We start from the raw sequence: 13,826 nt of genomic DNA on the forward strand, positions 1-13,826 counted from the left end.
AAAGCAAGACTAATTCGTAGGAATGGCCGTCAGCTGGTTCTCGCCCCAAAAACTGCTTCCAAGGCCGTTGATGTTGAACGTAGTCGGGGTGGTTCCATATTTGGTCAGGTTCGCCCACATATAATAGGTTTTGTTGGCTCCGCTGGTATTGTTGACTACAGTCTGGCCGTTAGCGATGCCGAATTCGTTCGGGCCGGAAAGTATGCCGGAAATCAATCCCCCCGACACAATATCCGGGCTTGAAGAATTTATTGTCGGTGAATCGCTGAGCGTCGACCGGATGAAAACGCTCGCGCCATTGGCAAGTATGGTACTGCCATTGAGCAGATAGGTCCCAAAAACCATCCATTTTCCCGGCGGCAAAGTAATATAGGCATTACAATAATAGCTTGCCGTTTGGCTGCCTGATGGCGTTCCGGTTCCGAATGAAGCACCTGGCCCTGTAAAAACACCTTGTTGGGCCGGTGTAATAGCGGTATTGTTGACCCAGGTTCCGACCCCGTTAACATCGCTTGAAAGCACGCGCCCGACAGCCTGTGTTCCGTCATTGATACGGATTTTGCCCGAAACGTCGAGTTTTTGGGTCGGATTGTTCGTCCCGATTCCCACATTGCCGTTTCCCTGTATGCGCATGAGTTCGTTGGAAGAAGTAGCCGAAGAAGCCGCAAAAAAAACATGGTTTGCACCAAGGTTGTCGGTCTGGTAGCGCAAGGTCTGTCCATTCACACCAAAACCATAATACTGGTTGTCATTGTTCCCGCCTTCATACATAACGATTTTGCGATTTACGGTGGTATTGGCGAATTGAAGCGGTGCATTTGGTGTCGTTGTGCCAATACCAACATTGTCGGAAAGTGTCGACGGATACAGGTAGCTTCCGTTCTTCTCCCAGTAATTGTCGGAACCGACCGAAAGTTTTGTCCATTGGCTTCCGTTCCAAAAATAATATCCGGCACCAGATCCGCCTGTAACAGCGGCGTTGGTATTGTAAACCAGCAAACCTGTCGCCGGTGTGTTTATCGGAACAACCGCATTGGTCACAGAGCCCAGATTTACCCTTGGTGGCAATAATCCGGAATTGGAAGAATCAATTTGCAAAGCTGATGAAGCATCCGGAGTGACAGTCCCGATTCCGACCTGGGCAAAATTTAAGAGCGGAATCAGCAGAAAAAGAGAGGAATAGAGGCGAAGGTTCATAAGCTACTTTTGTTTCCATAAAAGTAGACCTAGGCTAAAGAGCAATCAATCAACCGTTTGTATCATTAGCATTTACGCTTTTCCGTACAATTTGTTGACGGCTTCAGTCTTGTTCTGCACCTGAAGCTTGGTGTAGATATGATTCAAATGACGTTTTACGGTACTCAGCGAAATAAATAACCTGTCGGCGATTTCCTTGTATAAAAAGCCTTTGCTGAGTAATTCGAGCACTTCCTGTTCGCGTGGTGAAAGTATGTTTCCTAAATTAGAATTCGGAACTGCGTTGAAACTCCCGAGCACTTTCCTGGCGATGGTTGGAGACATCGGGCTTCCGCCTTCAAAGAGTTCACAAACGGCGTCGGCTATTTTATTTGGAGCCGTATTTTTAAGAATGTATCCGCTGGCACCGGCTTTAAGTGCTTCGAATACCTGTTCGTTGTCTTCATAGATAGTAAACATCATGAATTGGATCGACGGAAATTCGGGTTTAAGTTTGCCGACACAATACACGCCTGATTTTCCGGGAAGATTGATATCTGTAATGACCACTTCCGGCTGGATGATTGGGATTTGATCCAGAGCCGATTCGCCATCTTCAAAACACCCGAGCAATTTAAGCCTATCATCGGCTTCTATCACTGCTTTTAGCCCTTCGCGGATATCGGTAATGTCTTCTATGATGCAAACTCCAATCATGTAAGTGGTATTTTTTACAAATAAAACAGAAGATGGCTTATTGTGCAATGAACCGAAAGTACGATTTATTTCAAATCCAAAGGTATTTCGAAAACGATTTCGGAACCTTTGTCCGAATGGACTGACATACGCCCGTTTACGGCAGACATGCGTTTTTCCATATTTACCAGACCATTACCGGCTTTTCTGATCGTCTCCGGAAAACCGATACCGTTGTCTTTGATTATAATCGATAAGTTGTCATCTACTGAAATCCGCAGCGAAACATTCGATGCCGAAGCGTGTTTCACCACATTATGCAAGGCTTCCTTGGCCGAAAGGAAAATATGCCGTCTCCATTCGCCATTGATCATTTTTGCCGGGACAGATTCTGGTGTCCGGATTTCAAAGTCAAGATTATTGGTTTCGAGATATTCGGCCGTGTAGGTTTTGATATAGGCGATCAGGTCCTGAAGCGAATTGTTGTCTTCCTTCATCGCCCAGATAATCTCACTCAGGCTTTCCACAAGCCCGGATGCCGTCCGGTTGATCTTGAACCACACCGATTGGTCGCCTTCATTCCTGGCAAACGGCTGGCTCAGATAGGCTATTTTGGTCAGTCCGCTTCCCAGATCATCGTGCATATCCGCGGCGATGCGGCGCCTTTCATTTTCGAGTAATAATTGTTTCTCAAGCAATTCGTTCTGGACGACAAGCAGTTCGTTGGCCGCCTGTAATCTGTCGTTATTTATTGTTTCCCAACTGTTTTTGAAGCGATAACTAAGTGCTATCGAAAAAAACACGATGTCTACGAAACTCCCAAGAATCATCCATTCCGGCGGATAAATCCACATATCCGGACTCAGGTAAATGTTGGCGATGAAAGAGATGAGCCCGAAAATAAAATAACAGGCACTTCCGAGTAAAATGAATAATTGAAAGGTGATATGCCTTAGTTTGAAGCACTGATACAGCATTACTGCAGTCAATACAAAAATAAAGATCCGGATGCCCATAAAGGCGATCGGATAGGTTTTGAAATAATAGATTGACCTCAGTACAAAAAATCCGATGGCGTAAATAAGAAGCGTCGCCATAATGAAAACCCAAGATCGGAACAGGAAACTATCGGGCGATTTCGTCACTTCTATAGACTGAAGGATAAAATTAAAATAAAGCGACAGGTAGATGATCTGGGCCGGCTCATTGAGGTACGACAGCATATAATCGTCGAATTCCTTACTGACAAATGATTGCAGCAAGCCACTTCGGACAAGGGCAAAAAAGGCTGTCGCACCCAGGTAAAGCATATAGTGTATGAGTAATCTGTCGCGGCTAAACCAATAAAGTACCAAATGATACAGGAACGCCATGACAATCGCCCCAAGTATCAGGACGGACAACAAAGACGGGACAACAATTTCATGCATGCCACTAAAATAGCGAATTGTAAATAACCTCTGATGAATACAGCAAAATCGGACGGTTTAAAATGTCTAATTTGCTTACTTTTGCACTTGGTTTTCACCAGCAATATTCTCTTCATGTTAAAAAAAATAGTATCGGCGCTTTTTTCCACGCGCCTGATGGCAGTCCTCTTTATCGTTTTTGCAGTGGCCATGGCAGCCGGAACCTTCATTGAAAACGATTATAATACAGATACAGCCCGAATCTGGGTCTACAATACCTGGTGGTTTGAAGGAATCATGTTTATGTTCATGGTCAACTTCATCGGCAACATCAAACGATACAGGCTTTGGAGTAAGGAAAAATGGTCTACGTTATTGCTGCACCTGGCTTTTATCCTTATCATCGTTGGGGCATTCATTACCAGATACATTTCCTATGAAGGCATGATGCCGATACGTGAAGGCGCGACTGAAAACACGTTTTATTCAGAAAGCATATTCCTTTCCGTCATGGTCGACGGCATGCACGACGACGGCAAAAATAAGCCGGCAATGGCCAGACGCGTGTTTGAGAAAAAATTGTTGCTTTCACCTGTAGCTGATAATTCATTCACGTTGAGCAACAACTTTGACAAAAAGGATTTTTCAATCCGGTATAAAAAGTACATCATGGGCGCTACCGATACCATCATCCCAAAACCAAACGGAAGCACCTATCTCAAAATGGTCGAAGCCGGTGATGGGGAGCGACATGAACATTACCTCAAGGAAGGCGAGGTTACGAACATCCACAACCTGCTGTATTCACTGAACAAATTCACTCCCGGAGCCATCAATATTTCCACGGTGGGAAACCAGCCGACAGTCCAGATGCCTTTTGACGGACAATTTATGCGAATGGCGGATAAGATGCAGGGCTCGGTCAAAAAAGACAGCGTCCAGCCATTGATGTTCCGGTCGTTGTATACGGTAGGTGAGGCGAGGTTCGTATTTCCGGTTGCGCCTGTGAAAGGCGAAATGTCGTTCCGTTCGAATGGAAAACTCAAGGACAAACAATCGGAAGACGCCTTGATCCTAGAAGTGGAATCAGGCGGGAAGAAACAGGAAGTCACGCTTACAGGTTCACGCGGCCGTGTCGGCGCTCCACTTGCCATCAAACTCAACGACCTTGATTTTACATTATCTTACGGAAGCAAAGGCTACCAATTACCATTCACCATAAAGCTCAACGACTTCATCGCTTCTAAATATCCGGGGACTGAAAAAAGCTATTCGGCTTATGAAAGCCAGGTTACGGTCACGGACGGAGCCGATAAATTCGACACCAGAATCTACATGAATCACGTACTCGACCACAAAGGTTATCGATTCTTCCAGGCATCTTTCGATCCGGATGAAAAAGGAACGATACTTTCCGTGAACCACGATTTTTGGGGAACGTGGATTACGTACGTCGGATACTTCTTTCTGTTTGCTGGACTTCTGGCGATTTTATTCACCAAAGGGTCGCGTTTTGGTGAAATCGGGCGAAAACTCGATGCGGTCCGGAAAAAGAAGGCTAAACCTGGAACGACAATCATTTTGCTGCTGCTGAGTTTAGGGCTTCAGGCGCAACATGAACATGAAGAGTCAGGTGAAAAACCGTTATCTGCCAAAGAAATCGATTCACTTCTTAATAAATATAAGGTTTCAGAAGCACACGCAGCCAAATTCGGGCGACTTATCATTCAGGATGAAGGCGGACGGATGAAGCCTGTCAACACGTTTTCATCTGAATTGCTGCGCAAAGTTTCAAAATCAGACGAATACAAGGGACTCAATTCAGATCAGGTTTTTCTGTCGATGACCCAATTCCGTACAGCCTGGCTCAATATTCCGATAATCTATCTGGCGCGTGGAAACGAAAGGCTGCGAAAAATCATCGGCATTGGTCCGGAGGAAAAATACGCTTCGTTCATATCCTTTTTCGATGCCCAGGGCAATTATAAATTGTCGCCTTATCTTGATGATGCCTATCGTGCGTCGGTTCCGGATAAGTTCCAGCAGGATTTTATCGATACGGACAGACGCGTCAACCTGATGAATTCCGCCTTATTCGGAAGTATCCTGAGATTATTCCCGATTCCCGGAAGCGAAAACAACAAATGGGTTTCTTATCTCCAATTGAATGAAGCAGGCTTGAAAGGACAGGATTCGGTCTTTACCAAAAATATCCTTCCGATATACCTCAATTCACTATACCAGGCCGAAACGACGGGCGATTATAAAGGTGCCGATTTTTATCTGTCGGGAATTTCAAAATACCAGCACCGATATGGAAAAGCAGTCATGCCGAGCGATGAACGCGTGGATTCTGAAATCCTGTACAACAAATACGACGTGTTCAAACGATTGTTCTATTTGTACATGACCACAGGTATTCTGATGCTCTTTTTAACCATCGTCAATATTTTCCTTGAAAAAAAATGGCTGAAATATATCATCGGTTTTTTCCACGGAGTTACCATTCTGCTGTTCATCTTCCATAGCGTCGGGTTGGTTGCAAGATCTTACATTTCCGGCCACGCACCCTGGAGTGATGCTTATGAAGCTATGATATATGTTGGATGGGCGACTATGATAATGACGTTGATTTTTGGCCGTAAGTCAGCATTGACCGTAGCTTCCGGGACATTGGTCGCATCAATGATCCTGATGATTGCGCACTGGAACTGGATGGATCCGGCAATCGCGAACCTTCAGCCGGTGTTGGATTCGTATTGGCTCATGATACACGTGGCCGTTATTGTTGGAAGTTATGGGCCTTTCACCCTTGGGATGGTTCTTGGTGCCGTAAGTTTGATATTGATGTTGTTTATCAATAAGAATAACCGCAAAAAAATGGAGCTCCATCTGCAGGAACTTACTTACATCAATGAAATGACACTGACGATCGGATTGGTTATGCTGACCATAGGGAATTTCCTCGGCGGTCAATGGGCCAACGAAAGTTGGGGCCGTTATTGGGGTTGGGATCCGAAAGAAACATGGGCATTGGTATCCATAATGGTCTATGCTTTTGTGATTCATATGCGCCTGGTTCCCGGAATGCGTAGCAAATGGTTGTTCAATTTTGTAAGTGTCCTGGCTTATTATTCTATCCTGATGACGTTTTTCGGAGTGAATTTTTACCTGAGCGGAAAACATTCCTACGCAAGTGGAGATAAAGTTGTGACGCCGGCTTTTATATATTGGTCTTTAGCAATAGTAGGCACCTTAGGATTGGGATCTTGGCTTCGATATCGTCAAAACAAAAATATTGACAAATAATAAAAATCCCCATATCGAGAATTTTATTTTTAAAATATTCTCAATATGCGAATATTATAATTTCAGATTTATAATCTGTAAAGACAAAATCCAATTCCGGAATTAATTTCATAGAAAACAAATTATCATGATTTTCTATGCAGAAGATGATCCGGACGATTTGGAAACCTTCAAACAGGTGATTGAAGATCTTGGAAGGGAAGTTTTGGCTTTTACCAATATTAGGGATTTGATCCATCAAATGAAAAATCCGCCACCGGATGTGGCCATATTGTTCCTCGATATCAATATGCCCGTCCAAACCGGATTACATGCATTGGAAATTATCCGCCAATCAGACAAGTGGAACGACCTTCCGGTTATAATGCTTTCTACAGCTAATAATCATCACTATATTCTCGAAAGCCAGCAATTGGGCGCGAATCTGTTTATAGTCAAACCCAACTCTTATAAAAAGCTCAGATGCGCCCTCAAATATGCCCTGACGACAGACTGGAAAAAAAGGAAGGTGACCGTCGAAAACTTCCTGTATGAACCTACTTTATAAAAAACGGGCTGATTTTAATAATCAGCCCATTTTTTATCCAGTATCATTATGTGTTAACTGTTGACAAGGCCAAGGGTATATAATTGTTCCATTGTAGGTGATTTGCTTCCGCCGGCCGGTTCAAGTGTAATGCCGAAACCTTCTGCACCAGATGCGGCATCCATGGCAAACATGCGTAATTTATCTGTGTTGAAATTATCCATAAGACCAATGCTGGTTGGCGTAAGCGGATTCATTTTCAATGCCCAGACCTGATAAACCATTCCTTTTGGCGGTTCCGGCAATCCCGATGCGTCAACATAAACAGCTCCACTTTTCTGGTTGTAAAATACTTTTGCAGCAGATGTAGGTGAAGCCGCCTGCCCCGCAAGTGCAACCATTTTATTGGCAGGATCACGCATCACACCCAAAACCGTTTCGGTCTGTTTGTTCCGGATTTCCATATCGACTACGGTTTCCTGAAGTTTGTTTTTATCAGATTCCATGACAACGGCACGGTCTTCGGCACTTTGCCATTCCATAAATGAATATCCACCACCAAGTAGCAATATAACCGCAGCAGCCCAACCTAGCCAGGAAATACTTGATTTTCTTTGGATAGGGATAACCCCGTGACGTAAACCGATGCGTTCCTTTATTTTCAGGAAGTTTTCAGGAGACAGGAAAGGGGAGAAGCTGCTCGAGAGTTGGAGTACGGCATTCTCAATCTCCACAATTTCTTTCTCAACCTGCGCATTTGATTTGGCAAGCTCATCTATTTCACGGTTCTCATCCTCATTGAGAAGGCCGTAAACGTACAATTCAAGAATCCCTGAATCTATGTATTCATTCGTTTCCATCACACTTTTAGGAATTTTCTAAGGTCATTGATACAACTTCGGTTCTGCGTCTTTACGGTGCCCAGCGGAATCTCCAATTCGTCAGATGCTTCCTGTTGGGTATACCCCTGAAAAAACAACAGGTTGATCAACTGTACGCATTTGGGCTTCAGCTTGTTCACGAATTCACGTAAACCGATAGCATCGATTTTATAATTGAGTTTGTTTGGTTCTTCAATCAGACTTACGAAATTTTCGGCATCGAGGTTTTTTTTGCTGTTGCCATAACCTTTCGACCTTAGCTTATCTATGGCCGAATTACGTGCGATATTCAGGATCCAGGTATAGAAACGCCCTTTTCCGGTGTCGTAAGTATGTATGTTTTTCCATATTTTGACAAAGCTTTCCTGAAGTACGTCTTCGGCTTCTTCCGTATCACGGATCAAATTGCTTATTACGCTGAAAAGGCTCTTCGAATACATATTATAGATATGCGTAAATGCCTTTTCGTCTTTGTTGTTGATCAGTACGATGAGTTGATCCTGCGTCATTAGGTAAGTGGTTTATACTCAAATATAACCTTTTTAAGAATACGATTGCGTTGCATCAAATGCCAAATAAGATATAATTTATCCATAACCTCCGGACTTTCGATTAGCTTTGTCAAAAACAAATCATGAAAAAAATATTCCTGCTGCTTGTGGCAGTGACTTCGGTACATTCGTTTGCACAAAAAGAAAAAAATTCTGACCCCCCTAAAGCCAATCCCGCTATGGACAAGAACAGCATCTATCAGTTTAAAGTCGAGGATTTGAGCGGAAAGACTTTCGACTTTGCCTCGCTTCAGGGTAAAAAAGTCATCATTGTAAACACCGCTTCCAAATGCGGATTGACGCCACAATATGAAGACCTCGAAATGATTTATAAAAAATTCGAAAAACAAGGATTGGTCATCGTAGGTTTCCCGGCAAATGATTTCGCCGAACAGGAACCGGGCACAAACATAGAAATAGCTACGTTCTGCAAACAGAATTACGGCGTGACGTTCCCTATGATGTCAAAGATTTCAGTCAAGGGTGACCAAATGGCACCCATCTATAAATTCCTGACCCAAAAATCGCAGAATCTGTACAAGGATTCGGAAGTGCAGTGGAATTTCCAGAAATTTTTCATCGGCAAAAACGGGCATCTGGAGCAGGTCGTAGATCCAAGGACAAGATTGACTCCGGGCGACGTAGGCAAATGGATCCGTTCCTAATCCAATATCAACTGCATAAAAAGTAAGTCGAGCCAACGGTCGAATTTCCACGCAGCCTGATTTATTTTTCCGCACTGTAAAAAACCAAGCCTCTCGTGAAAACGGAGGCTTTCTTTGTTTTCGGCATCGATTCCGCCCACAAGACAATGGATTCCGGAATCTTTGGCAATGGAAATCAGCTGTTTCATAAGTTTAGTCCCGATGCCTTTTCCTTCCATTCCCGGGGCAACATATACCGAATGTTCAGCCGTAAACTGATAGCCTATTTTCTCACGGAAAGTTCCATAAGTGGCGAATCCGGCGAATGAATTTCCGTCGAATGCGCAAAGTATCGGATTGCCTTTTGTCGTTTTAGTCTGGAACCAATCCAATTGCTCTTCCAGCGTCTGAGGTTCATAATTATAATTGGCCGTGGAATACAGAATGGCATGATTGACGACTTTGAGGATTTCAGGAACGTCTTCTATGGTTGCGTTTCGTATGGAAATCATCCTTTGTTGCCTTTTAACCGATTGAGCATTTCAGTCGCTTCCTTTGAATCGAACCCGAGTTTGTTGCATAAATCGACGGCTTTTTGGGCAGATGCTTCGGCGGCGGCATAATCTTTCAGTTTTTCCTGAAGTTTCGCCGTCAATAAATAAGCGTCTTTAGATGGTTGCAGCATTTCGACCTTTTGAGCCCACGTGACCGCTTTTTCCAATGCCGCTTTATCGGTTACATCCTGAAGATAAATTCCGGCGACATCTTTAAGAACGTTTGTACTTTTTGCTCCATATTTGTCCGTTTTATCTATCGTCGCATTTTTATATCCATCCCAATCTTTCCGGATTTCGAAATACTGGCGGTCGTAAACGAACAATAACGAATCGCCTTTTGGCAGATTGGTTTCAGATACGAGCTTGCGTTGCGGCAGATACAAATCGGCCGATCCGGTTTCAGATCCGGGCTTCAAGGCTTCCATCATGATATTTTCCAGTTTCCGGTCGACACGTTTGCGGGATGAAACAGCCGCGTATGCCGACTGATTTTTGACCACATCCTGAAACTCACGTGAATTCAGATGCGTGATCCCATTGGCGAAAATCTTCCAGTTCATGTTCGAAACCAGTTTGTCATCCGGAACAGTGAGAAAATAGAACGATGCTGGTTCCTGTGTCGGTTGGCCGGCTTTGCGAAGCGTCGCAACATAGTCGAGGCATACATCGGCGTTTTTGGTATCTGCCATGAAAGCGGCTTTAAGACCCGGAAGCTGCTTTTTAGGGTTTGCCGCATCTGTAAGTTCCTTTTTGAATTCATCCACGGTCAGTTCGCCGCTGAACGCATATAGCAATTCACCTGTCGTGGAAAGAAAGGCAAACGTAGGGAAGGAGCGGAGTTTGTATTTTTTGATGATGGCTTTTCCGTCGGGCTTTTCGGCATCGAATCCGGAAATAACATAGGATGATTTGAGTTGTTGCTGGACGGAAGTATCTGTCAGCACCTCTTTTTTCATCTTATGGCAATGCGGACACCACGAAGCATACAACATGATAAACGCGGGTTTTCCAGCAGATGCTGCATCTGAAATAACCTTGTCAAGCGGCTTTTCCTCGAATTTGAATTCTTCCTGAGCCGTCATTCCGAATGTCCAAAACACGAGGAATAACAGTAAGATTTGGCTGGTGCGCTTCATTTTTTTGACTAATTTTATGGCCGGTTACGGCACTTCAGACAAATATAAGTTTTCTGCCGCAATCCTTTTTGGAAGCGTCCCAAATTTGACGTTCCGTTAAAACTACTTTATGGATTATCCCAAAATTCCGCTGGCGCAGAGCATTCTTCAAATCTGCCAGGCAAAAGGAGTTACCACCGTCGTAATTTCCCCAGGATCGCGAAATGCGCCGCTTACCATAGGATTTGCATCCAACCCTGATTTCAAATGCTATAGTGTAGCCGATGAAAGATGCGCGGCTTTCTTTGCACTCGGATTGGCACAGCAGCTTAAAACCCCGGTGGCTTTGTTATGCACGTCAGGTTCGGCCGTACTCAATTATTATCCGGCCGTAGCGGAGGCATTTTACAGCCAGATTCCGTTGGTTGTAATTTCGGCAGACCGTCCGCAGAGCAAAATCGACATTGGCGATGGACAAACCATCCGCCAGCAGAATGTGTTGAAATCCCACACCTTGTTCTGTGCTAACCTGACGGAAGAGGCATCGGAAGAAAACGACAAAAAAATCAACAAAGCCATCAATCGCGCCATTTCCAAAAAAGGTCCGGTTCATATCAACGCACCTTTTGAAGAGCCGCTGTATGAAACCGTGAACAAATATTCGGTCGATGCCATGATAGAAGGTTTGCCCCGAAAGGCTTCGAAACTTTCCGTAAAAGACATCATGGCCGCAACCAATATCTGGAATGTGGCCAAAAAGAAACTGATCCTTGTCGGAAGCCTTAATCCGGGTGAAATTGCACAGGAAATCCTTGAAGGCTGGGCGAAAGATCCGTCGATTGTCGTGATGACGGAAGTGACTTCCAATTTACATCAGCCTACATTCGCTTCACGCATAGACACGTTGATAACAGCATTCGGGCAAAAGGAATTCCGTGATTTCAGGCCGGATGTACTTATTACTTTTGGCGGCATGGTCGTTTCCAAGCGCATCAAAGCTTTTCTTCGCAGCTATAAGCCTGACCAGCATTGGCACATCGATCCGTTACGGGCTTACGATACTTTTGGGGCATTGTCGCATCATTTTAAAGTAGAACCGGCTCATTTTTTCGAGGCGATTTCACCTTTTGCAAAAGCGGTGAAAAGCAATTACTCCGCAAAAGCAGCCCAACTATTGGAATATCGCGGCAACAGGCATGACGTATTTACGGCTTCGGCTCCGTATTCCGATTTTACGGTTTACGAAAAAATATTATCGGCTTTGCCTGAAAATCGATTGCTCCATATCAGCAACAGCGCAGCAATACGATACGCCCAATTGTTCCCAATGAAACAACAAGTTGATGTATTCTGTAATCGTGGTACCAGTGGAATTGATGGCAGCTCGTCTACAGCTGTCGGCGCTTCTGTAGCTTCTGATAAACCAACTGTTTTGATTACGGGCGACATTGGTTTTTTGTACGACAGCAATGCACTATGGAACAATTATATTCCGTCAGATTTCAAAATCGTAATCGTCAATAATGGAGGCGGAGGCATTTTCCGGATTCTTCCGGGACATTCCGAAACACCGGTTTTCAATACCTTCTTTGAAACATCACATCATTTGACTGCAGAAAATCTGGCAAAGATGTATGGTTTCAATTATAGAAACGCGGCTGATCCAAAACAATTGGAATCGGAACTGAACGATTTCTACACTTCCGGCCAAAAAGAAATCCTTGAAGTCTTTACGCCCGAAAAGGAAAACGATAAAGTCCTCAAGGATTATTTCGAAGCGCTGGCTTGATTATATCTTCAGCGCCTTTTTTGTAGCTGGCAATAAGCCGTCTTTGTGCACCATGACAGAGATGGCTTTTAATTTCAGGTATGGGACACTCATATAAACGAACCCGCCGTTGGCAACGGATTTAGCATCTGTTCCCCACGAATTCTTCACTTTGTAATATAGGTTTCCTTTCTGGTCTTTCACCTTTCCAACAATATGCATGAGGTGATCGTCCTGTGTATCGAAATTCTCATATTCGTGCTGGCGGAATTCCTGGGTCACGTTTTTCTCTGGTTTGATTTCAGATAGGATGGCTGCTGCATCTGCTGTATTTTCCGGCAGTACGGCAACGCCTGCTTTTCCGGAGAATGTAGGTTCTGAAACATCCGTATCCAAAGCCAGCGTATAGCCTTTTTCTAGGGCGTTGTCTATGTTCTTCACAAACTCGTCAAGCGGCAGGTTGTAAAAAGATCCGTAAGCAAAATTATCTGGAATATCGAGGATGAAATTGGAATAGAAAGGAGATTGTGTGAAAGAGGTAATCGTTACATAATCAGACAAATCAAGCTTGGTCATCTCAAGAAAAGATTTTGCTGTGTATTTCTTTCCTTCGAATGTAAAATCTGCCGGTTCAACACCCATATATTTATCGAGGATAGTGGAAACTTCTGCTTTCCATTGAGCCGCATCGGGTGATTTTGAAGTGGCATTTTTCTTCGCGACTTCTTCGAGTTCCTTTTCGAGTTGCTGATGGTTGTACTTATCTGAACCAGGAGTCAAACCGGAATAGGCAGATTGTGGCATCAACCCAAATTCTTTCGCACTGTAAATCACATCGTGGGACAATCCGCCTTCACCAAACTGGGCATGGCCCTGGCGCATGACGTAATTGTAGACTTTTTTCGGATAGGTGTGGCGCACGTTGTACATTTCAGAAAGATCGACGTGTTTTCCAGTCTTGCGGAGGATTTCGGCCTCAAGAAACGAAGTGGTCGAAAAACTCCAGCATGTTCCCGTGGCATCCTGAGAAATTACAGGCTCACAAGGAATGTCTTTAACGGGTTGGAATTCATATTTTTGGGAAATGGCGTTGGCCGAAGCTAAAAAGAGTGCAAATCCGCACAGCAATTTTTTCATAAAAGGGTAAAATTAATGCGGCCTAAAAGTATTATTTTTACCCAAAAGATTTTCATA

12 protein-coding genes are annotated in these 13,826 nt (G+C 44.1%); 4 read left to right on the forward strand and 8 right to left on the reverse strand.

The window, feature by feature from the left end:
* Positions 1-9 precede the first annotated feature (9 nt).
* The 3 genes from G6047_RS12880 to G6047_RS12890 form a co-directional block, all read right to left on the reverse strand.
* The gene (locus G6047_RS12880; protein ID WP_169528035.1) at positions 10-1,197 is read right to left on the reverse strand and encodes a hypothetical protein; all 1,188 of its coding nucleotides are present in this window, start codon (positions 1,195-1,197) and stop codon (positions 10-12) included.
* Positions 1,198-1,269: 72 nt separating this feature from the next.
* Positions 1,270-1,893 (reverse strand): response regulator transcription factor, encoded by a 624-nt coding sequence (locus G6047_RS12885; RefSeq protein ID WP_169528036.1) that lies wholly within the window; start codon positions 1,891-1,893, stop codon positions 1,270-1,272.
* A gap of 65 nt (positions 1,894-1,958) precedes the next feature.
* A complete protein-coding gene (locus tag G6047_RS12890) occupies positions 1,959-3,302 on the reverse strand; it encodes a sensor histidine kinase (RefSeq protein WP_169528037.1) in 1,344 nt (447 codons plus the stop codon).
* Between the two features lie 114 nt (positions 3,303-3,416).
* Between G6047_RS12890 and ccsA the strand changes: the two genes are divergently transcribed.
* Both ccsA and G6047_RS12900 read left to right on the forward strand, forming a co-directional pair.
* Positions 3,417-6,590 carry a cytochrome c biogenesis protein CcsA gene (ccsA, locus tag G6047_RS12895; protein ID WP_169528038.1) on the forward strand — a complete coding sequence of 1,058 codons (3,174 nt, stop codon included), beginning with the start codon at positions 3,417-3,419 and terminating at the stop codon, positions 6,588-6,590.
* Between the two features lie 127 nt (positions 6,591-6,717).
* Positions 6,718-7,137, forward strand: coding sequence for a response regulator (locus G6047_RS12900; protein ID WP_169528039.1), 420 nt, complete (start codon positions 6,718-6,720; stop codon positions 7,135-7,137).
* Between the two features lie 53 nt (positions 7,138-7,190).
* Here the strand turns inward: G6047_RS12900 and G6047_RS12905 are convergent, their stop codons facing one another.
* Together G6047_RS12905 and G6047_RS12910 are read right to left on the reverse strand one after the other, a co-directional pair.
* Positions 7,191-7,976, reverse strand: a complete 786-nt coding sequence (locus G6047_RS12905) for an anti-sigma factor (protein WP_169528040.1) — start codon at positions 7,974-7,976, stop codon at positions 7,191-7,193.
* On the reverse strand, positions 7,976-8,506 hold the full coding sequence (locus tag G6047_RS12910) for an RNA polymerase sigma factor (RefSeq protein ID WP_169528041.1): 531 nt from the start codon (positions 8,504-8,506) through the stop codon (positions 7,976-7,978). Before G6047_RS12910 ends, G6047_RS12905 begins: the two co-directional genes overlap by 1 nt.
* A gap of 125 nt (positions 8,507-8,631) precedes the next feature.
* Between G6047_RS12910 and G6047_RS12915 the strand changes: the two genes are divergently transcribed.
* On the forward strand, positions 8,632-9,213 hold the full coding sequence (locus G6047_RS12915; protein WP_169528042.1) for a glutathione peroxidase: 582 nt from the start codon (positions 8,632-8,634) through the stop codon (positions 9,211-9,213).
* Here G6047_RS12915 and G6047_RS12920 read toward each other — a convergent pair.
* Both G6047_RS12920 and G6047_RS12925 read right to left on the reverse strand, forming a co-directional pair.
* Positions 9,210-9,704: a GNAT family N-acetyltransferase gene (locus tag G6047_RS12920; protein ID WP_169528043.1), complete on the reverse strand. Its 495-nt coding sequence runs from the start codon at positions 9,702-9,704 to the stop codon at positions 9,210-9,212. The two genes, G6047_RS12915 and G6047_RS12920, sit on opposite strands and share 4 nt — an antisense overlap.
* Complete coding sequence (locus tag G6047_RS12925) at positions 9,701-10,885, reverse strand: thioredoxin family protein (RefSeq protein ID WP_169528044.1); 1,185 nt, start codon at positions 10,883-10,885, stop codon at positions 9,701-9,703. The genes G6047_RS12920 and G6047_RS12925 overlap by 4 nt, the downstream gene beginning before the upstream one ends.
* A gap of 109 nt (positions 10,886-10,994) precedes the next feature.
* Between G6047_RS12925 and menD the strand changes: the two genes are divergently transcribed.
* Positions 10,995-12,653 (forward strand): 2-succinyl-5-enolpyruvyl-6-hydroxy-3-cyclohexene-1-carboxylic-acid synthase, encoded by a 1,659-nt coding sequence (gene menD, locus G6047_RS12930; RefSeq protein ID WP_169528045.1) that lies wholly within the window; start codon positions 10,995-10,997, stop codon positions 12,651-12,653.
* On the opposite strand, the gene G6047_RS12935 is transcribed toward menD, so the two are convergent.
* Complete coding sequence (locus G6047_RS12935; protein WP_169528046.1) at positions 12,654-13,769, reverse strand: C1 family peptidase; 1,116 nt, start codon at positions 13,767-13,769, stop codon at positions 12,654-12,656.
* Positions 13,770-13,826 lie beyond the last annotated feature (57 nt).

Source organism: Flavobacterium silvaticum (genome assembly GCF_012911565.1).
In the GTDB taxonomy this organism is placed as follows: domain Bacteria; phylum Bacteroidota; class Bacteroidia; order Flavobacteriales; family Flavobacteriaceae; genus Flavobacterium; species Flavobacterium silvaticum.

Excerpts from the sequence above, each read along its gene's own strand:
- G6047_RS12885 (WP_169528036.1), bottom strand. The coding sequence starts at position 1,893 with ATGATTGGAGTTTGCATCATAGAAGACATTACCGATATCCGCGAAGGG.
- G6047_RS12925 (WP_169528044.1), bottom strand. The coding sequence starts at position 10,885 with ATGAAGCGCACCAGCCAAATCTTACTGTTATTCCTCGTGTTTTGGACA.
- G6047_RS12920 (WP_169528043.1), bottom strand. The coding sequence starts at position 9,704 with ATGATTTCCATACGAAACGCAACCATAGAAGACGTTCCTGAAATCCTC.
- G6047_RS12900 (WP_169528039.1), top strand. The coding sequence starts at position 6,718 with ATGATTTTCTATGCAGAAGATGATCCGGACGATTTGGAAACCTTCAAA.
- ccsA (WP_169528038.1), top strand. The coding sequence starts at position 3,417 with ATGTTAAAAAAAATAGTATCGGCGCTTTTTTCCACGCGCCTGATGGCA.
- G6047_RS12910 (WP_169528041.1), bottom strand. The coding sequence starts at position 8,506 with ATGACGCAGGATCAACTCATCGTACTGATCAACAACAAAGACGAAAAG.
- G6047_RS12915 (WP_169528042.1), top strand. The coding sequence starts at position 8,632 with ATGAAAAAAATATTCCTGCTGCTTGTGGCAGTGACTTCGGTACATTCG.
- G6047_RS12935 (WP_169528046.1), bottom strand. The coding sequence starts at position 13,769 with ATGAAAAAATTGCTGTGCGGATTTGCACTCTTTTTAGCTTCGGCCAAC.
- G6047_RS12890 (WP_169528037.1), bottom strand. The coding sequence starts at position 3,302 with ATGCATGAAATTGTTGTCCCGTCTTTGTTGTCCGTCCTGATACTTGGG.
- menD (WP_169528045.1), top strand. The coding sequence starts at position 10,995 with ATGGATTATCCCAAAATTCCGCTGGCGCAGAGCATTCTTCAAATCTGC.
- G6047_RS12905 (WP_169528040.1), bottom strand. The coding sequence starts at position 7,976 with ATGGAAACGAATGAATACATAGATTCAGGGATTCTTGAATTGTACGTT.
- G6047_RS12880 (WP_169528035.1), bottom strand. The coding sequence starts at position 1,197 with ATGAACCTTCGCCTCTATTCCTCTCTTTTTCTGCTGATTCCGCTCTTA.